The organism is Prochlorococcus marinus XMU1411, assembly GCF_017696075.1.
Lineage (GTDB): Bacteria > Cyanobacteriota > Cyanobacteriia > PCC-6307 > Cyanobiaceae > Prochlorococcus_A > Prochlorococcus_A marinus_V.
In genome coordinates this window covers 583,782-605,327 of record NZ_JAAORI010000003.1, presented here as the reverse complement: position 1 = coordinate 605,327, position 21,546 = coordinate 583,782, and the positions used below count along the sequence as shown (strand labels likewise).

Below are 21,546 nucleotides of genomic sequence, written 5' to 3'. Positions count from 1 at the left end.
TGATTATTATTCTTTAACGCCTTCGATTTTATCCTCTACCTCTTGGTATAGTTCTTTCAACTGTTCTATATTTTCATCTGAAGTTTCCCAATATCCTCTACCATTAACTTCTAGCAAAGTTCCAACAATTCTTCTGAAACTATTAGGATTTAGATCCATTAATCTTTTCCTCATCTCTTCGTCATTTATGAATGTTTCATTAGTTTCTTCATATACAAAATTATCTACTTGACCACTTGTTGCACTCCAACCAAGAGTGTAATTAAGTCTGTTAGAAAGTTCTCTAACCCCTTCGTAACCAGATTTGAGCATACCTTCATACCACTTAGGATTTAAAAGTTTTGTTCTTGAGTCTAATCTGATAGTTTCTCCAAGTGTTCTAACTTGAGCATTAGAAGTTGTAGTATCTGCTATGTAGCTACTTGGTTCTTTCCCGTCATCTCTCAGTGTTTTAATTAATTTGGTTGGATCTGAATCAAAATAATGGCTTACATCTGTTAATGAAATCTCAGAGGAATCAAGGTTTTGAAATGTAACATCTGCTGTTTTCATTACTGATTCAAATACCTCTCTTTTTTGATTCATTTCACCTGGATTATCAGCATTAAAGGCATATGTTTTGCGTGATAAATACATTTCTTGCAATTCATTTTCTTCCTCCCAAGTTGAATTTTCTACAGCTAAATTAACATTTGAACTGTAGCTTCCACTTGCATTAGAGAACACTCTGGCTGATGCTTCTCTAATAGAAGTGCCTTCTTTTTCTGCTTGTTCTAATGAATGTTTTCTTACAAAATTAGATTCCAAAGGTTCATCAGCTTCAGCTGCTAATTTAACTGCCTGATCTATTAGTGCCATTTGATTGATAAATAGATCTCTAAATACTCCTGAACAGTTAACAACTACATCTATTCTTGGCCTACCTAATTCTTCTAAAGGGATTAATTCTAATTTGTTGATTCTTCCAACAGAATCTGGTTTTGGTTTTACCCCAACAAACCATAAGATTTGAGCAAGTGATTCACCGTAAGTTTTGATGTTATCTGTACCCCACAAAACACAAGCGATTGTTTCAGGCCAAGTGCCTTGCTCTTCCTTTTGTCTTTCAATTAATTTATCAACAACAGATTTAGCTGCAGCAACTGCCGCTGTAGTTGGTATTGATTGAGGATCAAGAGCATGGATATTTTTACCACTGGGCAATACACCTGGATTTCTTATGGGATCTCCACCTGGTCCAGGTAAAACATAATTTCCATCTAGTGCTTTAATGAGGCTATCCATTTCTTTGTCTGCGCAGACCTGTTCCAGACAGAAAAGTAAGTAATCAAATAATTTATTTAATTCCTTCTGATTAACTTCATTAAATCCATTTAATCTGCATACTCTTAGCCAAGGGGTAGGTAAATTTAGACCAAAAACTCTAAGTAAGTCAAAAAGTTTGGAAAGTAGTGATTTTTCTAAATAAACTCTGCCATCAATAATTTTTAAGGAGTTGACCATCGCAAAAATCGACTCTCTTGCTGTCTTTATGATTTTTTCATTTAACTCTACAAATTTAAGTTCACCTTTATTATTACCATCATAAATTTGTTCAATAGTTAGACCCATGGATTCTGCGAGTAATCCAGGAAGAGATCTTAATCCCTCTTGTTCTCTCTCTAAAGATGCAATATTCACAAGTGTTGCAACAGCTTCTTCTGCTGTTGGGGCTTCGCCAATAGTATGAAGACCGCAAGGTAATAATCTACTTTCAATTTCCATCAACTGTTTATATATATTACCAACAAATAAATCTCTTTCATCTATTGAAAGTTCCTCTACGTCTTTTGAGGGGAGCTCTACATCTTTGTCAAGGTTACATTGTTTAGAAGTCTCAACAATTGCATTGACTATTTGAATACCCCTACTATTTTCTCTTAGTTGTTGATAAGAACCAACAAGTTCACTTAGTTCTTTAAGTCCTTTGTAGAGTCCTGCATTTTCTGCTGGAGGAGTCAGATAACTAATAGTTGAAGCGTACCCTCTTCTCTTAGCAATTGTTGCTTCAGAAGGATTATTTGCAGCATAGTAATACAAGTTTGGCAATGATCCAATTAGAGAATCCGGATAGCAGGTTTCACTCATACCCATCTGTTTCCCAGGCATAAATTCAAGTGAGCCATGAGTTCCAAAATGAAGAACAGCATCAGCCCCCCAGATTTTTTCTACATAGGTATAATAAGCAGCAAAACCATGATGAGGACTAGCACTTCTCGAATAAAGTAATCGCATTGGATCACCTTCATAACCGAATGTAGGTTGAACACCTATAAAAACATTTCCAAAATGTTTTCCATAGATAAGAAGATTTTGTCCGTCACTATTAAGGTTGCCAGGAGGTTTACCCCAATTCTCTTCAAGTCTTTGTGAATATGGTGTGAACTCTTCGTATTCTTTTACAGACATCTTATGAGCAATATTCAACTCCGGGGAACCATCCATCGCTTCTGGGTTGTTAATTACTTTTTCCATTAATTCTTTTGAATTACTTGGAAGTTCATCTATTTGATATCCTTTCGATTTCATTTCAAGAAGTACTCTATAAATTGAGCCGAAAACATTCAAGTATGCTGCAGTACCTACATTTCCTTTGTCTGGAGGAAAACTAAATACTGTAATAGCTAATTTTTTGTCCTTTCTTTGCTTTACCCTTAAAGTTGACCACTTTATTGCTCTCTCAGCAATTACATCAACGCGATCTTGGAGAGTATGTGCCTTCCCTGTAGCATCATCACGACCTGATAGAATAATAGGTTCAATAGCACCATCAAGCTCTGGAATTGCAATCTGAAGTGCTACCTGAACTGGGTGTAAACCTAGATCACTATCTTCCCATTCTTGAGTGGTCTGGAAAACTAATGGAAGTGCAACCATATAGGGTCTGTTTAGCCTTTTTAGAGATTCAATAGCTCTAGGATGATCTTGTCTTGCTGGACCACCAACTAGTGCAAATCCTGTTAGAGAGACAACTCCATCTACAATAGGTTGATCTTTATTTATGGAATCATAATAGAATTCATTAACAGGCTTAGAAAAATCTAAACCCCCACAGAAGATAGGAAGAACTCTCGCACCTCTGTATTCCAATTCTTGAATAACGGCAACGTAGTGAGCATCATCTCCAGTAACAATATGACTTCTTTGAAGAACTAAACCTATCGTTGGAGTTTTCTCATTTTTAGGATTTATATCTTTCCTATTATTTTCCCAATTTTGATATTCTTTAAGACTTTCAAACATGCAAGGAGCAAGAGGATGCCAAATTCCTAAATCTGGGAATGTTTCAGGGTCTTGAATTTTGAATTCTTCTATTTGATCTTTTATGGTCTCTGAAACTGCATACTTTTCAGAAATCATTAACAAGAAGTTTTTTAAGTTCTGAGTAGTTCCTCCTAACCAGTACTGAAAACTCAGAATGAATGTTCTAGCATCTTGAGCTTTTTCTACTGGTAGATATTTAAGTATTGAAGGTAGTGTATTTAATAACTTCAACATTGAATCTTGGAAACTTGCTCCATCAGATTCTTTTTTCTTTTTTATTAAATCTCCAATAATACTTTTAGATTGTCCAAGTTGGGCCATACTAAATGAACCTAGCTTATTTAATCTCATTACCTCTGGCATGGAGGGGAAAACAATTGATGCTTTAAGTTTGTCTTTATATGGAGATACTGCATCAACCACTTTTTGAGCAAGGTCTTCAATGAAAATTAGAGAAGCAACGAATATATCTGCATTAGCTATATCTTTTTTAAAATCTTCAAAATTACTATCATTCCTAAGTTCTTCGATAAGATAGCCACTAAGGTCTATACCTATGGGGCCATTCATATCATTTATTGACTTTGCAGCTTCCGTTAAGGAATTTTGGTATTGTGGCTCAAGGACAACATAAACTGCTTTTATTACAACTTTGTGTTTGTTATCCTCAACAGGAGATACTCTGCGGTTTGCTGAGCGGACCTGCGTAAACATTGATTTTCTTTAAGTATTTCTACCAGCCTACGAATGAAAAGACGTTATTGTGTGCAATATAAATAGCGTGTAACAACCTTTAAAAAAAAAATTTTTTAAAAAAATGATTGAAAATTCTAAAAAAACCATACCAGTACTAGTATCCGGAGCTTTAGGCAGAATGGGTAGCGAAGTTATTAATGCTGTATTAAACTCTAAAGATTGTGAACTTGTTGCAGCAATTGACATAAATGAAAAGAACAATGGCTCAAATATTTCTGAATTATTGAAGGTAAAAAATTGCGATGTTTTTGTTTCTAATGATTTTGAAGGGACTTTATGTTCTGTTAGTCAAAATTATAGAAATGAAAAAATTAAACCTGTTCTAGTTGATTTTACTCACCCTGATTCTGTGTATGAAAATACCAGATCAGCTATCGCATATGGTGTATCACCAGTCGTAGGTACTACAGGTCTAAGCCCTTCGCAAATACAAGACTTGTCTGTTTTTGCTCAGAAAGCCTCAGTTGGTTGTGCAATAATTCCTAATTTTTCATTAGGTATGGTTCTTCTTCAGCAGGCGGCATCAGTAGCTGCAAGGTTTTATGACAATATTGAATTAATAGAGATGCATCATAATCAAAAAGCTGATTCTCCTAGTGGGACGTGTATAAAAACTGCAGAAATGATTGAAGAATATCCAAAGAAATTTAATCAGAATTTAGTAAAAGAGTCTGAGTCAATGAAAGGTGTACGGGGTGGGCTCAGAGATTCAGGAATTAATATACATTCTGTACGATTACCAGGATTACTTGCTCATCAGTTAGTAATTATGGGATCTCCAGGTGAAACCTACACAATTAAGCATGACACTATTGATAGAAAGGCATATATGCCAGGAGTTTTACAGGCTATTAAAAAAATTGGTAATTATGAAACTTTAGTTTACGGACTTGAAAAATTGATTTTTTAAAATGTTAATTCCAATTAATTCAAGTCAAATTTCAAAACTTATTCCTGCAGTTGGTACAGGAGGTCAATATAAGTACGCGTTGGGGAATCCAAGAAAAATTCTTCAAAGAGTAATAGTTTCTTCAATTGGTGGATTTATCTCCTTAATTATTAGTACAACTGGAGATCAAACTAATAATTTCTGGTTATTCCTATGTGTAGGTTTCTTTTTGTATATCATCTGGGGCCCAATTCTTGAATCAAGTAGAAAAAATTTGCAATTAAGAAAATATAAATTTTTTTCTATATTTGATGGCTATGTATCGGATATCTATAAAACAGAAAAGATTGAAAGTTCAAGAGAACAATCTAATAGGCAAGGTAGATTAGAAGTTATCGAAAACAAAAGGACTTGGTTAGTACTTGAATTAGAAGATGAGGATGGTTATTTGGAAAAATTAAGTTTTCCTATGGAAAATAAGCATAGTCAAATTAGGGTCGGCTCGAGTATTAGATGTTTAATAACATCTGATAACCGTAATTTTGACAGAGATTTTTATTTGACCGATGCTTGGCTTCCTGAAATTAACTTATGGGTTGGTGAGTACCCCTATTTATTAAGACCAGCATTTGAGGAAATTTGCTATATTTATTTGAATAAATAGTTGATGCTTATATAGTCTGATGAAAAATAAATTCAATTTTAAAATTGTTGGATCAGGTCCCACAGGTTTATTACTTTCAATTGCACTTTCAAAATTTGATTGCAATATTTTTTTAACTGATTTATTAACAAAAGATAGATTAATTGATAAAGATAAAACTTATGCGATTACTCACTCAACAAGAAAAATCTTATCTAAATTCAGACTTTGGGAAAAATTAGAACCATTTTTATTTGGCTTTGATACCCTTTCAATTTCAGATAGCGTAACTTCTGCTTTTACCAATTTATCAACTTATGACTTAGATGATGATATAAGTTCTGCTGAAAATATAGGCTGGGTAGTTAAACATTCGGATCTCATGAACTTATTTTTTCATGAGATTGATAATTATGAAAATATTTTTTTTATGACACCACAGAGATTGTTACGAAAAAAAATATTATTTGATTATCAATTCTTTTCAACAGGAGCAAACTCAATTGATAAAAATTTCTTAGATTTTGTTGATATAAAAAAATCTTATAGTCAGTCTTGTTTAACTTTTAAAGTTTCACTTAGAGGTCATTGTGAAAAGCGTGCTTATGAAATTTTTAGAAAAGAAGGCCCACTTGCATTATTACCTTTAGAAAAAAACTTATATCAAGTAATTTGGACTTCCAGTAGATTAAAAGCAATTGAAAGGTTAAATTCTGACAAGAATTTTTTAATGGATAATTTATCAACAATCTTGCCAGATGAATTTAAGTTGGACCAAATAATTGGAGAATTTAATATTTTTCCTGTTTCATTATCGTTAAATTTACCAATTTTAAATTTTAAAAAATTAGTTTTTGTAGGAGATGCATTTCATACATTTCATCCTGTTGGTGGTCAGGGTCTAAATACTTGTTGGAGAGATGTTAATACTATTTTTGATCTTTTTAATAAAAAAAGTGAAATCACAAAAATGAATTTAATTTTATTTAAATTAAAGTATCTTTCAAGCAGGATTTTAGATATTATTCTGACCATGCTCATAACTGATGCCTTGATATTGATTTTTGCAAATAGAAACCCATTTTTATTTCCAATAAGAAGATTTTCATTTTTACTTTTAAATAATTTTCTTTTTGTTAGAAAATTAGTTCTTAATCAAATGACAAAGTCTCTAATTTACTCAAGAATAAAATAAAAATCATGAAAAATTATGTATCTAAAGAGATGATAATTTATTTACTAAATGAAATAGGTTTAAATGAGTCATCTATTGAACTTGGACTAAAATTATCTATAAAAAATAAGACTCCATTACCAATCTTATTGTGGAGTTATGGTATGTTAACTATTGAAGAACTTGATGAGTTATATTCATTTTTTTTTCAAAAAATGGAACAATAATTCTGTTATAATTTATTCATGTTTTAAGCGAGAACAATTACTGTTTTAACTAAAGGAAATCAGGTATCAAGACAATCTATAGAGAAGCTGGATTTATTACTATTAATCCTAGAGACTATTGATTTAAATGGCATACAATCTCTATACGTTTTATCGAATCGACTTGATTTAGATCATCTTTTGCCAAACAAAGTTACTATCTGGAAACTAAGGAATAGTAACCCATTGAGAAAATCTTATGTGCATAACAATATTAAACTAAATGAATTTGAAGCTTTAATTAAAATCACAGTCGAAATGTCTAAATATTTATATCCTTATATGAGGGAAATACTTCAATCTAAAGAAGATCATGAAGAGAATTCAGTTATTTGGAATGATTTTAACAAGCGATTTATTGAGTTAATTAACGAGAGATTTAACACAGATAGTATTAGAGTGAAAAAACTATTAAATCAGACTGAAAATGATGAAATAATTATAAAATGTTTGCTTACATTAACACTTTGTTCCTCAAATCAGGGTTATCAAAAATTAAAGAATCTTTTATTTAATTTTTAATATTATGCAAAATAAATTATCATTTCATCAATCTTCAGTAAGCCTCGAAATAATCGGATTGCCAGATTATTCAAATAATGAAAATAAAGATCAAATATCAATAATTTCACATTGGAAATTAACCATAATTGACAAACCACTTATTGAGGGCAAAATTGATCATTTAGTCCCTATTATGGATGCATTTTATATTTATTCAAATCTTTTAATCACAAACGAAATTCCAATATATGAGTCTAAATTGATTGATATAAAAGCTGACAATCTTCACATACATAATATTGTTCTTAAGAGCACTAAACCAAATGTAAAACCCTTAATTTTAAAGATTGGTAATTCGTTGTTGTCAGACACTATAAATTGTTTTGATCAGTTAAATGAATCATCAAAAGTTAGAATAAAAAATACTTTTGCAAATAAAAATATTCCAAAAAAAGTAAGATTTAGTTTAAATAACAAAGTTAAGTTTTTAAATTTTATTATTCCGCCGCTTTTTGCAATTTGTTCTTTAATGCTATTCTCTTCTGCTTATATTTATTTTTATAGTCCTGTCGAAGATAAAGAAAATACGATTTAATAAATTCAAGATAAAGGTCCATTAGCATCCTTAAGTCAAACACGATAGTATAGATTAATTTCATTTTGAATAATTATTAATTTATTCTTTGATAGTTAGTGTATGGCAGATTTAAACATCCCAAATTTGAATAACAAGTCTGATAAATATATTTTTAAAAAAAAATTAAGTTTAAGAAGGAAATCTAAAAGAAGACTATTAACTGAATCTGTTTTATTATTTATTTTGAGTCTTTTATTGGTTTATATAAATTATTTAATTCCTAATAAAAACTCTCTTTTACAAAATCTACCAACTAATTTTAATAAATCTTTTTTATTAATAGTTGAGCTCTTTTCAAATTTCTATGAAATATTTTTGGTAATTTTTATTTTTGTTTCTGCTTTTACTTCTTTAATGTTACTTATAGGTTCATTTTATCGATTATTTCGAATCTTTAATAGAAAGTCAAAACAAATTATTTATAAATAATTTTAAATTGGTTGCATTAAGCCACCACTACCTGAATCAGAGTCATCATCATCATTTTCTGTCTCGACCCCGAAAAGTGCATAAATACCAAGTAAAAGAGAGGACAATATTATTGTTAAGGGTATAATCGAGTTTTGAGCTCCTACATCGATAAATTCACCCATGAATAATTAAAAATTTTTATAAACCTAACCGAAATTAAACTCTTTCGCGGATTTTAAATATTTATTTAATAATTTATTCTTTTTTTATTAGTAATTCATTTTCAAAATTATTTATTTCTTCAACAAAGGAACTAAACCAATACATCAATTGATCAATTTGATTTTGAACTTCAGTAACTCCTAAACCTCTTATGGTAATAAATGAAATTTGTTCCGCTTCCTTATAATCAAATTTGTTTTGAGCACTACTAGGTAATGTATTTTTTAGTATTTTAAAAGTAGATTTTTTTAATTTAGTTTCTATAACAATATTGGGTTTTTTAAGTTTAATTTTGTTAAATCCACATTTTCTTGCAAGTAATTTTAATCTCATCAACATGATTAGTGACTCTACAGGCTTTGGCATTGTTCCATATCTATTTACCCAATCTGTAGCTATTTCAGTTAATTCAATATTGTTAGAACATTCAGTAGCAAGTTTGTAAGCCTCAAGCTTCTCTTCCCTGTTCAATATCCAATTTGCTGGTATAAATGCATTTATTGGGAGATCAATTTGTGTGTCGCTAACTTCAGGTATTTCTTGTCCACTGATTTCTGAAATTGCTTCGTGAAGCATTTCAATATACAAATCATAACCAATCGCATTAACCTTTCCACTTTGTTCTTCTCCTAGTAAACTTCCAACACCTCTTATTTCCATATCTTTCATTGCAAGTTGATATCCACTTCCTAGTTCCGAAAAGTCTTTTATCGCTTTCAATCTTTGTTTTGCAGCGTCATTAATTTTATTTATATTTGGATAAAATAACCAAGCATGTGCTTGTACACCGCTTCTACCAACTCTTCCTCTAAGTTGATAAAGTTGTGAAAGGCCAAATTTGTGAGAATCTTCAATAATGATTGTATTTACTTTAGGAATATCTAATCCGCTTTCAATTATCGTTGTGCATATCATTAGATCAACTTCTCCATTATTAAAAGCAATCATTGCATTTTCAAGATCTGTTTCGTTCATTTGCCCATGAGCAACAATAAATTTTAAGCTGGAAAACATATTTTTTAATTTGTCTACAGCTTGATCTATATCAGAAATTCTTGGAAGAACATAAAAAATTTGACCTCCCCTATCAAGTTCTTGATTAATTGCAGTTCTTATAACATCCATATCTATTTCAGATAAATATGTTTTTATTGATCTTCTTGATGGAGGAGGAGTATTTAGTAAGCTCATTTGTCTTAGTCCAGATAAGCTCATATACAGAGTTCTTGGAATTGGAGTTGCTGAGAGAGTTAAAACGTCTATGTTGGTTTTGATTTTTTTAATTTTCTCCTTTTGCCTTACTCCAAATCTTTGTTCTTCATCAATAACAAGTAATCCTAAGTTTTTAATTTCTATTTCTTTTCCTAAAATTTGGTGTGTTGCTACAACTAAATCAATTTTGTTATTTTTCAAACCGGCATAGATTTCCTTTCTTTCATTAATGGATTTGAATCTATTGAGTAATGATACTTTTATTGGATAAGGTGAAAATCTATTATTTATTGTTCTCCAATGTTGCTGAGCTAGGATTGTTGTGGGTGCTAGTAATATTACCTGTTTGCCTGATGTTATAGCCTTGAAAATAGCCCGAACAGCGACTTCTGTTTTACCAAATCCTACATCTCCGCAAACTAGCCTGTCCATTGGCTTATCGCTTTCCATATCAGATTTTATTTCCTTTACAGCAGTAATTTGATCTGGGGTTGGTTGATAAGGGAATGATTCCTCTAATTCATCTTGCCAAGGACCATCTTCTGGGTATATGTGCCCCTTTAATTTTTCTCTCTTTGCATAAAGTTTTAATATATCGAGAGCAACCTTTTTGATTTGTTTCTTATTTTTATCTTTTATTCTTTCCCATTCTGTGCCTCCTAATTTATTTATTTTTGGCTTTATTTTTCCGCTTGATCTATATCTGTTAACACTACCGAGTTGATCAGCGGCAACACTTATCTTCCCATCTTGATACTGAATGACTAAATAATCTCTTGAATCTCCTGTTATATTTATTTTTTCTATTTTTAAAAATTTTCCAATCCCATGATTTTTATGAACTATAAAATCACCGGGACTAATCTTATTTACATTTATATTTGAATTGACACTTCTTTTTTTTCTTCTTATGAAAACATTATTAAAAAGAGATTGTTGTGAAAATAATTCTTTATCTGTTATCAGGACAACTTTCCATATGGGGAGATAAAAACCCTCGATTTCATAATTGTTCTTATTTTTCAAAATTAAAGGAGTTGAATCATTAATTGACTTAAATGCTTCATTAATATCATTAGGATTGTTTAAGAAATTTGTATTACATTCATGCTCAAAAAGTAAAGTCCTTGTTCTCAATGGCTGTGCTGATAATATCCATACTTTTTCATTATTTTTTATATTTTTATTTATATCATTGGATAATTTTCCTATATTTTTAGAGTATGAATTTAATCTTTTATCGTTTAACAAAAACCTATTATCAATATTGACTTTAGATTCAAATTCATAAAATTTTATTATATTAAAATTTCTCAGTGAATTTAATATTTCGTCAAACTTTAAATGCAAATTAGGTTTAGCTTCTAAATTTATTTCATTATTTTTAAGGTTCTCATTTAATTCATACGCACAATTATCAAAATTACTTTCTGAATCGAGATACCAATTATTTGCAAATTTTTTACAATCTTCTAATTCATCAATTACAAGAATTGTTTCCCTATTTATAAAATCTATTATATTTGAAGGCTGTTCTTCAATTATTCCTAAATAACGATCAAGATTATTTTTATTTATATCTTCTGAATTAAAAATACTGTTCTTAGATAAATTATTTAACTTATCTTTTATTAGTAAATCAAATCCAGCCTGTATTATTTCAATATTATTGATACTTTCTAATGTTTTCTGTGTGTGGGGATCATATTCTCTTATTTTCTCAATTACATTATCAAAAAATTCTAATCTTATAGGAAACTCATTATTTACAGGATAAATATCTATTATTTCCCCTCTTCTACTCCAGAATCCTTCTGTTGAAGTCACATTTTCCTTTGTATAGCCCAGCAAAGTAAGCTTATTTGCTAATTCTTGAATCTCGATTTGAACTCCTTTTTGCAAATCTAACTTGTTTTCAATTAATAAGTTTTTATTTATTAGATGAGGTTGTAGTGATCTCTCTGTTGATATAACAATATTAAGTTCATTTTCCTCTTTTTTTATTAATTTGGATAAAACAGTAAGCTGACTAAATTCAATCTCTTTGGATTTATTAATTGATGAGTATGGTAGATTTTCTGTTGGAGGATAATATAAAACTGCTTTATTATTTATACTTTCAAAATAACCAATCCATTTGTAGGCAATTTCTACATTAGGACAAATTAATAATATATTTTTTTTCTCTTTTTTTGCGATGCTTTCTAAAATTATTGATTTAGCATATCTACTTGAACCAACAATATTTAATTCATTATTTTTCGAAATTCTTTTTATTAATTCAGAAGTAATTTGTGAGTTAGAAATATAATCGACTAAAGTATTTAAACTCATTTATAGTTATCAATCTTGATTACAAATATCCGATACATTATATTAGATTTTATACTGATTGTGAATAATATTTGATGGATTCAGCCGCAATAAATTCTTTTATACCCACACTAGATCAGGTAGACAGTTGGTACGAAATTTTTACACTTTTACCAATATTAATTGCTCTAGAATTATTATTATCGGCAGATAATGCAGTCGCACTAGCTTCTCTTACTAAATCCCTCGACAGTTCAGAATTAAGGTCAAGAGCCTTAAATATTGGCATAACAATATCTTTATTATTTAGAATTATTCTCATCATATTATCTAATGTTCTTCTAAAGTTTATTATTATTAGAGTTTTTGCTGGTTTTTATTTAATATACTTATTCTTCTCTAATGTTTTTTTAAATTCAGATATAGAAAACGCTGAAAATGGGACAGATAATAAAAAAAATAATTTTAGGTTCTTAAGGGTTGTAGCGCTTCTTTCAATTACTGATTTTGCTTTTTCCATAGACAGCATCACTACTGCAGTAGCTATTAGCGATCAATACATATTAATAATATTTGGAGCAGTGATTGGAGTATTAGCCTTAAGATTTACATCGGGGATTTTTCTAAAACTTCTGGATATATTTTCTAGATTAGAAACGGCCGGTTACGTAGCAATTTTAATAGTTGGGATTAAACTTTTACTAAATACATTAATTAAAGAATCTATTCTTCCAGACTATTATTTTTATTTTTTGATTCTTTTTGCCTTCACTTGGGGATTCTCTAAAAAAGAATCTAAAACTTGATCTGAGAGATATTCACCTACTGATGGCTTTAACTGTTGTATTAATTGCTTTTTGCTAGAAATGTTTTTGCCTTCAAGTTTTGCTTCTAACAAGATAATCGGATCAGTTTTAGTTGAAATTATTATTCCTTCATTTTCTATTACAGCAAGAATAATACCTGGTCTTGAATAATTGCTCGTGAAAAGGTCTTTTTTATTTTTAATTTCATCACTACTCAAGACTTTGATTTTAAGTATTTTTAGGTTCTTACCTCTAAAAGTTGTATTTGCTCTTGGGTATAACCCTTTTATTTTTTGAGAAATTTTAATTGCCTCATTATTCCAATCAACTCTAAAGTCTGATTTTTCAATCATTCTTGCGTAAGTAATTTCTCTTCCAAGGGTATTTTGTTTTGTTAGTTGAGAATTAGTATTTTTATTAATATTTTCTTCGAGTAGTGATGTAGCATTTAAAAATAATTTTGCAGATAAAATACTAAGTTTTTCCGATAGTGTATTTAAATTATCAACATTATCAATTTTAATTTTTTCTTCCAATAATAAGTCGCCAGTATCAAGTCCCTCATTCATTTTCATAATTCCTACACCAGTAAATTCATCGCCTTTTATTAAGGACCATTGGATTGGGGCTGCACCACGCCATCTTGGAAGTAATGAAGCATGTGCATTCCAACATCCAAATTTTGGGATTTCCAATATCTCTTTGGGTAATATTTTCCCGTAAGCTATAACAATAAATAAATCACAAGATAATGATTTAAGTTCATTTATAAAATGTATATTGTCCCTGATTTTTGCTGGAGTATAAATTTTTATAGATTCTTGCTCCGCAAAGCTTTTAACAGGTGAGGATATTAATTTATTTCCCCTAGATCTTTTCTTATCGGGTTGGCTAACTACTCCAATTACCTCGTGCTTAGATTTAATAAAAATATCAAGGCTCGCAATTGAATATTCAGGTGTTCCCCAGAATATAATTCTCACGCGTCACCAGTTATTGATAATTTATTTACCCATATATGTGGAGAAATCCCACTTGTTGTTACTTCCTGATTTGATTCAATATTTACTATATTTTTCAAAAGATATTTGATATCACCTGCTACAGTTGCAGATTCTATTGAGATTTTTTTACCGTTTTTATAGAGCCATCCATCAAATGGAAGAGAGAATGAACCTTGACTTGCTTTGACACCTGCATGGATTGCATTTAATTCTTCAATATAAACAAATTCTCCCTCATAAGTAGAGTGATCTAATGATGTTTTTAGATCTGAGTTTTCCTCTGATTTCTCAACTACTATCCAATCAGGAGATACTGAGACTTTTGACCCTAGTCCAGCATGGCCTGTTGGGATTGTTTTAAATATTCTTGCAGTTGATTCAGAATGTATAAAATTTTCAAGTCTCCCTTTGTTAATTAAACATAGTCTTTTAGTAGGAGTTCCCTCTCCATCAAATGGTGATGAAGTAATATTCTCTTCGTGAAGACCATCATCATAAATATTAAGTGCTTCTGTAGATAGTTTCTCTCCAATAGAATTTTTATTAGATAAGCTAATTCCATCTAAAATGCTTCTAGCATTAAACATTGAACTAAAGGCATTAATTATCGTTAAAAAAGACTCTGGGGAAAAACATATTAAATATTTATCAGTTTTAATAGATGAATAATTTAAGTGAGAAATTGTTTTATTAGAAGCCTCTTTAATACACGACCCTATATCTATATCTTCAACTCCATATCCAAGTTTTACAGAGCCTGAGCTACGAGGTTTCTTATTTTTCTCTTCTGCTCTTGCATATAAATAAAGTGCAGCTTGACTTTTGGTATAACTCCGAAAGGCACCATCACTATTTGCATAAACTCTCTCATAAAAACTCTCAGATAGACCATTATAAGGAACAGATTTTATGGATTCATGGCTTTCTAATAGTCTCACTTCTGCATCTCTTAAAAGCGTAAGTAATTTTTTTATTCCAACAGGATTTCTTTTTTTTGAGTCCTGAACATCAATAGGATCCTTGGCTAGTGGTGAGAATTCTGTTCTTTCATTCTTGTTGCCAAAATCAGATGCAATATTTGCTTGATTTAGAGCTTTTTTAATACCAGATTCACTGATATCACTAGTTGTTGTAATACCAACTAAATTAGATTTGTTCCAAACTCTTATAGTTAAAATTTGCTTTTGTGATGCCTTAAGTTGTTTAGCCTCACCTTTATCTACTTGCACAGAATAATCATTAGAAAAGCTTGCACCATAATCCCATTTTTTAAGATTTAGAGAATCTGCCGCTTCAGAGATTTGAGTTGTTATTTCTTTTGAATTCATATCCTATCTCCCGCCAACAGTGATTGAATCAACCTTAATATGAGGTTGACCAACAGTTACGTTGACACTTCCACTGATGGATCCACAGAATCCAGGAGCTAATTCGAGGTCATTTCCGCACATTGATATTTTTGGCATAACTTCTTTAGCCTCACCAATCAAAGTTGCTCCCTTTACTGGATTAGTTAATTTTCCATTTTTAATAAGATATCCTTCTTCTACCGCAAAATTAAATTGTCCAGTAGCACCTACACTGCCACCACCCATTGATTTGCAGTAAAGACCATCACTAATACTATTGATTAAATCCTCTTTCGAGTGTTCTCCTTTAGCTATATAAGTATTTCTCATTCTTGAGGCTGCAGCAAAAGAATAATTTTGTCTTCTTCCACTTCCTGTTCTTTTATGGCCAGTTCTTAATTCACCTGCCCTGTCGGATATAAATTTTTTTAAAATTCCATCTTTTATAAGAACTGATTTTTCGGGTTCCATACCTTCATCATCTACTGATAATGAACCAAAGGATCCTTCTGAAATTCCTTCGTCTATTGCTGTTACAGATTCATGTGCAATTTTTTCATCCAATTTATTCTCAAATGGTGTTGTCCCTCTCTCTATTTGAGTAGTTTCAAGTAAATGACCGCAGGCTTCGTGGAATATAACGCCACCAAATTTATTAGCTAATACGACAGGCATTTGTCCCGCATCAACATAATCTGCGTACAACATGTTCATTGAACTTTCAAACACATCATTAGCTGCTTTTTCGTGATCCCATAATCTGAATTCATTAGGCATTCCTGAAGATCCAAATCTTCTACTTCCACTAGATCTATATTGGGCATCACTAGCAATTACGTTTAGTCCAACTGTTTGATGCAATCTAATATCTGAGACATAGGTTCCGTCGCTGGAGGCTATAATTACTTCTTGAAGATTTCTTGAGTAACTTCCTTTTCTAGTTATTATTTTATTATTTTTTTTTAAAGACTTTGTGCTAACTAGTAGTTTTTCACTTATCTCATGAATAGATGGGACTTCATTAATCCATTTTTTCTTGGATAAACTATAGTCCCTATGTTTATTTAAACCGTTAAATACTTCTCTTTTGTTGTCTGTTATGTCTAACATCTCAATAGCCTGAGATACAGATCTCATCAAGCCATGCTTTGTTAAATCATTTGTACTTACAAATCCATCCTTTTGTCCCTTGAAGATTCTAATGCCAGCACCTCTTCCAAATGATGGACTTACACTAGTAATAAAATCTTCTTCAGCTAAAACGCTCGAGTTGTCAGTATTCTCTATAAATATTTCTACAAAATCAGCACCAAGTCCAATGCCGTAGAAAATAATTTCTTCTAATAAATCTTTATTGCAACTACCAAAAACGATTTCATTTGATTTGATTTGTGACGAAAACATATGAGTCTATAAATCTTCTCTTTATTCAAGATTATCTAATCGAAGGTTGGAAATCTTTGCTATCAAGAGGTTTTAATAAGTATAGTCTTAATAACTGGTAACCGTTTGATAAATATTTAGGTAATTTTTTAAAAGTTTTAGATATTTTATTTCGATCACTGTTTGCAATATCGGAAAGAACCTTATTATTATCTACTATTTTATCTAATCTTCCATAAAAAGATTTATCATAAACGTTCATTACTACAGGGAAAACTCTAGCTGCAGTTTCATTTGTTTTATTAATAACAAACTGGTCGTAATCTCTGGCATCTAAACCTAAAGAACTGTAGAAATCTTTTTTAATTCCCAAATCCCTTGCATACATAGTTGCAAATACAGCTAATAGAAAGAACCTAGACCATAACTTGGATGTTAATGGATGATTATTCAAAAAATATCTAAACCTATGGAAGTAGTCAAATAATGGGTGTGTAAAAGTAGAGCCGCCAATGGTAATTTTTTGGCTTAAAGATTTAACAGTACGTGGCTGTGCTTTCATTAATGCGTCAAAGAAATCTCCATGTCTATTTTCATCTTGACACCAATTTTCAAAGTAATTAAATAGAGGAAAAATTTTGCTATCAGGGTTCTTTTCGAGATGCCTATAAATTGCTATGTATCTCCAATAACCTATTTTTTCGGATAAATAAGTAGCGTAAAAAATACTTCTTGGAGGGAAATAAGTGTAATCTTTATTGGCTGTTAAAAAACCTAAATCTAACTGAAGTCCAAAGTCACTCATGGATTTATTTAAAAAACCTGCATGTCTTGCTTCATCTCTGGCCATATGAGCAAAACATTCAGCAAGTAGAGGGTTTTTAACTTTAATTCTCTTACTAAGTTCCTTATAAAGTAAAAAACCTGAAAATTCTGAAGTACAACTTCCCTCGAGAAAATCAACAAAAAGCTCTCTTGTCTCAGGATCTAATTTTTCTGCAGCCCCTTCAAATTCACTATTTCGTACAAAATGATGTCTATTGTAATCTTTCCTAAATTCCTCACATATAGCTTCCAATTCCTCCTCGTTTATTGATAAATCCATATTTTCCATGGCCTCAAAGTCTGTTGTATAGAATCTTGGGGACAAAATTGTTTCTTTTGCTGGTATCTTTCCATTATTAATATCTTTTTTATTTTTTGATTCAACAGTTGATTGAGCCATTTTTTATTCGGTTTATTAATACTATTATTTACTATGATTTGTATTTTCGAGGGAAAAGTTAACTTGGTGTTATTGTTTTTCTAATTAACTCCTATTAATTTTTGCCCGTTCAATCTTTGAAGTACTCTTGAAATAATTAATTTTAGGGTTATTCTTTTTTCGTCAATAAGAAAAGATTCAATAATACTTGGTTTTTGATTAGGTTTTGATAAAGAAATACTTTTTAATGAACTAATGTCATCCTTCTCAAAGGATAACCAAAAGTTACATGTATCTTTAATTTCACAATTTATTACCCAACATTTATCTCCAGCAATAGGTCTATTTGTGTTAGTGAGGTTAATATTGGTAATTTCTAATCCTCTTTGATTAATTTCCTCAGTAAGTGAAGGAATTAGGTGTATGTTAATAAATTCTTGAAAAGGCTTTTTCTCTACTGGGAGTTCCTTTTTGGGTTTTGTTATAGGTTTTTCGGGAGTATTAATTTCATTTTTTGTAACAAGTTTATTAGCAGAATCACCATTATTTATATCCATATTGATAACTTTTTCTGATTTAGATTCTTTTATTTCATGAGAGTTTGATTTAGTAGTGTTGTCAGATATTTCTTTATTTACTTCATTATTTTTGTCTAAATTTTCTTCCATAAAAAAAACTATTTCTTCTATTATAAATTAAAAAAACATTTTTTAATTAATTTATTTTTCTACCAATCATTATCAGCATTATCCCAGTCATCTTTAATATCTTGATTTGAATAACTTTGATCTTTTTTTAAATTATTATCATTCATATTTTTGACTACTCTGTAATTAACAGAAATTGTTGGTTGGGCTTCTCTAATATCCCTTTGTGGCGGCATCTCAACGTTTGGTTCCATTTCTTCCTCATTATTAGATACAAAATCATCTTCCACATTTTCGAAAGTTTTTTTTCTGAAACTAGTACTAGTAATAGTTGTATTCAAAAAAGTGTTTACTAATAAACCAGAAAAAAACGAAATACTGATTAATTTACCTATACTTACTTCTTGGATGGTCCATTTAAAGTATCTAAATGAAGTCTTCTGATTATTATTTATATATAATAAAATTTGAAAAATTATTAATAAAAAAAGAGTTAAAAGTAAATATTTTTTCTTAAACATAATTATAAAAAGTTTTCTTAAATTTTTTTGGTTAATATTTCCATAATATATTTTATGAAAATTTATTTATGTTAATTCTAAATCAATTTGATATTTAAGAATATCGACTTTTATTATTTTTACTTCTATTGCATCTCCAACTTTATATGATTTTTTAGATTTTCTTCCAATCAATAGATTTTGCCTTGACCTGTATTCATACCAATCATTATTAAGAGTGCTTACGTGTACTAAACCCTCTACATTTAGTTCTGATATCTCAACAAAGAAACCATATGATTGCACTGATAAAATAAACCCATTATAAATATTACCTAGTAGTTTTTCTGCTTTTCTTACTTTTTTTATATTTATCATATTAGATTTATATTGGTTAACTTTGTACTTGAATTCATTAAGTTTTTCTATTACGAAATTATTAAATAATGTATTTAAATTATTTGAAATTGTTGAATTAAATATATCCCAATTTACTAATTCTAATGAATTACTTTCCGATATATTGATTGCATTAATATTATTTTTCTTTGATTTCTTACCATTTATTATCATATTAAAAATACAATACTGGTTAATAAGATTAGTGAAGTCAAATCCAGGAATTGTCCATGGAGAAATAAATAATTGTTTTGATTCGTCATTACCCGGATTTTTAGAAATCAACCTTATTTCATTGTCCTTAAATTCATTAACTAGAAGTTTATGTAAGATTCTTTTTTTATTATCATCCCCACATAATTTAATTACTTTACTAAATGACAAATTGCCATCTTCATTAAGCTCTATATCATTATCAATAAATTCTGAATATTTGATGATTTCATTTGCATTAACGTAATCTATTCCTTTTGAGATGTATCCAGCGCTTTTTAAGCCATATTTATTTGAATGTTTGAACCATATTAAATTAGCTTCGTGTAGTATTGGTGAAATGTAAGTTTGGCAATCTTCTTTATTTAATGAAGCAAAATATCCTTTTGAATAATCAGCTGGATTGTGAATAAAAAATTCTTCTAATAATTCTATATTATTGAGTGGGCCAGGAATTTCAACATTACCCTTCAAAAGATGTTTTTGTCTGAATGAACAAGAAATTTCCAGTATTTTATCTAAATCGTCGATATATTCCTTTATAGGTTTTAATACCCGAGAGGTTATTCTTGTTTTACTTTTTCTAGATAGAAGCGCGTCAGTATGGTCACTTTCAACAATAAGAGAGCATTTTACTAAAGTAAGATGAAATGACCAATCAGTTATATTATTATCACTATTTAAATGCAAACAGATGCTAATTGCTTCATTCTTTTCACCAAATTTAAATTCAGAATCATTTCTTATGGCTTCACTAAGGTAGTTTTGCCAATCATTTAATAAGGGTAATGATTCGAAGCCATTAAATAATATTTCTAGAGATTTTTTACTATTTAGATCTACTCTTTCTGCAAGATTATTAGTATGTATCCATAATTTAGTACTTTTATTTTTCCCCTGCTCTATTTGAATCATTGGAAGCATCGGAGAATTATTAGAATTCCAGCTTTTGAATAGATAAGAGTTTTTATCTGTTAGGTCTATCCTTTCCCTTTTTTCTAATTTTTTAGATTCAATACGATTTAAATTGTATGATTTGACTAGATTGCTTTTGGATAAAACAAAATCTGCATCATATTCCTCATTATTATTTAGGTTTAGTTCTTGTATAACATGGCCTATTCCTTCATCTTGACCTATTGGAAACCTATCAATCTCAACTTTTACTATATTTTTATTTTCTGCTTTGAAAGTAAATTTTTTATTCTCTTTTGGAAGTTTAATTTTAGATAGGATCCTATCGTCTATTGGGATTGCATATACATTATTATTTATTATTTCAACTTTAGAAAGAAGAATTTGATTTGATCTCTCAAGAATACAATCAACTATTCCTTCTGGTGATCTTCTTCTATAACCATCTTTTATTATCCTTACTAAAACTTTATCTCCATTCCATGCATAATTAAGTAGATTTTCTTTAATATAAATATCTTCTTTATCTTTTCCTCTCACAGCAAAGCAATAGCCTTTGCTACTACATCTTATCCTGGCAACAAGGTGATCACTATCTTTTATGCAGGTATATTCATCATTTTCATTTTTATTAATTATTTCAAGTTTTTCTAGAGCTGTTAAAGCAATATCTAATTTATCCTTATCAGATTTCTTAGTTATTTTTAATAATCTGCATAATTTTTTATATTCTAACCCTTCTGACTGATTAAGATTATCAATTATTGAAGATGATGTGAACATGATCTAAATGAAA

General features: G+C 29.9%; 17 protein-coding genes. 7 read left to right on the top strand and 10 right to left on the bottom strand.

Translation table 11 applies throughout. The features are described 5' to 3' along the window. Window positions 1-6: 6 nt before the first annotated feature. Window positions 7-4,017: a magnesium chelatase subunit H gene (locus HA145_RS05115; RefSeq protein ID WP_209128144.1), complete on the bottom strand. Its 4,011-nt coding sequence runs from the start codon at window positions 4,015-4,017 to the stop codon at window positions 7-9. A gap of 103 nt (window positions 4,018-4,120) precedes the next feature. Here HA145_RS05115 and dapB point away from each other — a divergent pair, with 103 nt between their 5' ends. The 6 genes from dapB to HA145_RS05085 are packed head-to-tail and all read left to right on the top strand — an operon-like array spanning window position 4,121 to window position 8,130. After that, the gene (gene dapB / locus HA145_RS05110) at window positions 4,121-4,969 is read left to right on the top strand and encodes a 4-hydroxy-tetrahydrodipicolinate reductase (RefSeq protein ID WP_209128143.1); all 849 of its coding nucleotides are present in this window, start codon (window positions 4,121-4,123) and stop codon (window positions 4,967-4,969) included. 1 nt (window position 4,970) lies between these two features. Next, window positions 4,971-5,612 (top strand): hypothetical protein, encoded by a 642-nt coding sequence (locus tag HA145_RS05105; RefSeq protein WP_209128142.1) that lies wholly within the window; start codon window positions 4,971-4,973, stop codon window positions 5,610-5,612. A gap of 19 nt (window positions 5,613-5,631) precedes the next feature. Beyond that, window positions 5,632-6,786: an FAD-dependent monooxygenase gene (locus HA145_RS05100; RefSeq protein WP_209128141.1), complete on the top strand. Its 1,155-nt coding sequence runs from the start codon at window positions 5,632-5,634 to the stop codon at window positions 6,784-6,786. A gap of 5 nt (window positions 6,787-6,791) precedes the next feature. After that, window positions 6,792-6,992, top strand: a complete 201-nt coding sequence (locus tag HA145_RS05095; protein WP_209128140.1) for a DUF2949 domain-containing protein — start codon at window positions 6,792-6,794, stop codon at window positions 6,990-6,992. 36 nt (window positions 6,993-7,028) lie between these two features. Then, window positions 7,029-7,553 carry a DUF3038 domain-containing protein gene (locus tag HA145_RS05090; protein WP_308789008.1) on the top strand — a complete coding sequence of 175 codons (525 nt, stop codon included), beginning with the start codon at window positions 7,029-7,031 and terminating at the stop codon, window positions 7,551-7,553. A 4-nt stretch (window positions 7,554-7,557) separates the two neighbouring features. Beyond that, complete coding sequence (locus HA145_RS05085; protein ID WP_209128139.1) at window positions 7,558-8,130, top strand: DUF4335 domain-containing protein; 573 nt, start codon at window positions 7,558-7,560, stop codon at window positions 8,128-8,130. A gap of 473 nt (window positions 8,131-8,603) precedes the next feature. Here HA145_RS05085 and HA145_RS05080 read toward each other — a convergent pair whose 3' ends face one another. Together HA145_RS05080 and mfd are read right to left on the bottom strand one after the other, a co-directional pair. Continuing rightward, window positions 8,604-8,765, bottom strand: a complete 162-nt coding sequence (locus HA145_RS05080) for a hypothetical protein (protein WP_209128138.1) — start codon at window positions 8,763-8,765, stop codon at window positions 8,604-8,606. Window positions 8,766-8,838: 73 nt separating this feature from the next. Continuing rightward, on the bottom strand, window positions 8,839-12,351 hold the full coding sequence (gene mfd / locus HA145_RS05075) for a transcription-repair coupling factor (protein WP_209128137.1): 3,513 nt from the start codon (window positions 12,349-12,351) through the stop codon (window positions 8,839-8,841). Between the two features lie 74 nt (window positions 12,352-12,425). On the opposite strand from mfd, the gene HA145_RS05070 reads away from it, so the two are divergent. Further along, on the top strand, window positions 12,426-13,136 hold the full coding sequence (locus HA145_RS05070) for a TerC family protein (RefSeq protein WP_209128136.1): 711 nt from the start codon (window positions 12,426-12,428) through the stop codon (window positions 13,134-13,136). Here HA145_RS05070 and fmt read toward each other — a convergent pair. From fmt to HA145_RS05035, 7 genes are all read right to left on the bottom strand, one after another. Further along, window positions 13,076-14,119 (bottom strand): methionyl-tRNA formyltransferase, encoded by a 1,044-nt coding sequence (gene fmt, locus HA145_RS05065; protein WP_209128135.1) that lies wholly within the window; start codon window positions 14,117-14,119, stop codon window positions 13,076-13,078. The two genes, HA145_RS05070 and fmt, sit on opposite strands and share 61 nt — an antisense overlap. Beyond that, on the bottom strand, window positions 14,116-15,468 hold the full coding sequence (locus tag HA145_RS05060) for a TldD/PmbA family protein (protein WP_209128134.1): 1,353 nt from the start codon (window positions 15,466-15,468) through the stop codon (window positions 14,116-14,118). The genes fmt and HA145_RS05060 overlap by 4 nt, the downstream gene beginning before the upstream one ends. A 3-nt stretch (window positions 15,469-15,471) precedes the next feature. Continuing rightward, complete coding sequence (locus HA145_RS05055; protein ID WP_209128133.1) at window positions 15,472-16,893, bottom strand: TldD/PmbA family protein; 1,422 nt, start codon at window positions 16,891-16,893, stop codon at window positions 15,472-15,474. Window positions 16,894-16,924: 31 nt separating this feature from the next. Beyond that, a complete protein-coding gene (acsF, locus tag HA145_RS05050; RefSeq protein WP_209128132.1) occupies window positions 16,925-18,097 on the bottom strand; it encodes a magnesium-protoporphyrin IX monomethyl ester (oxidative) cyclase in 1,173 nt (390 codons plus the stop codon). An 80-nt stretch (window positions 18,098-18,177) separates the two neighbouring features. Further along, the gene (locus tag HA145_RS05045) at window positions 18,178-18,744 is read right to left on the bottom strand and encodes a DUF2996 domain-containing protein (protein ID WP_209128131.1); all 567 of its coding nucleotides are present in this window, start codon (window positions 18,742-18,744) and stop codon (window positions 18,178-18,180) included. 59 nt (window positions 18,745-18,803) lie between these two features. Further along, complete coding sequence (locus HA145_RS05040; protein ID WP_209128130.1) at window positions 18,804-19,244, bottom strand: hypothetical protein; 441 nt, start codon at window positions 19,242-19,244, stop codon at window positions 18,804-18,806. Window positions 19,245-19,310: 66 nt separating this feature from the next. Then, window positions 19,311-21,533 carry an RNB domain-containing ribonuclease gene (locus tag HA145_RS05035; RefSeq protein WP_209128129.1) on the bottom strand — a complete coding sequence of 741 codons (2,223 nt, stop codon included), beginning with the start codon at window positions 21,531-21,533 and terminating at the stop codon, window positions 19,311-19,313. Window positions 21,534-21,546 lie beyond the last annotated feature (13 nt).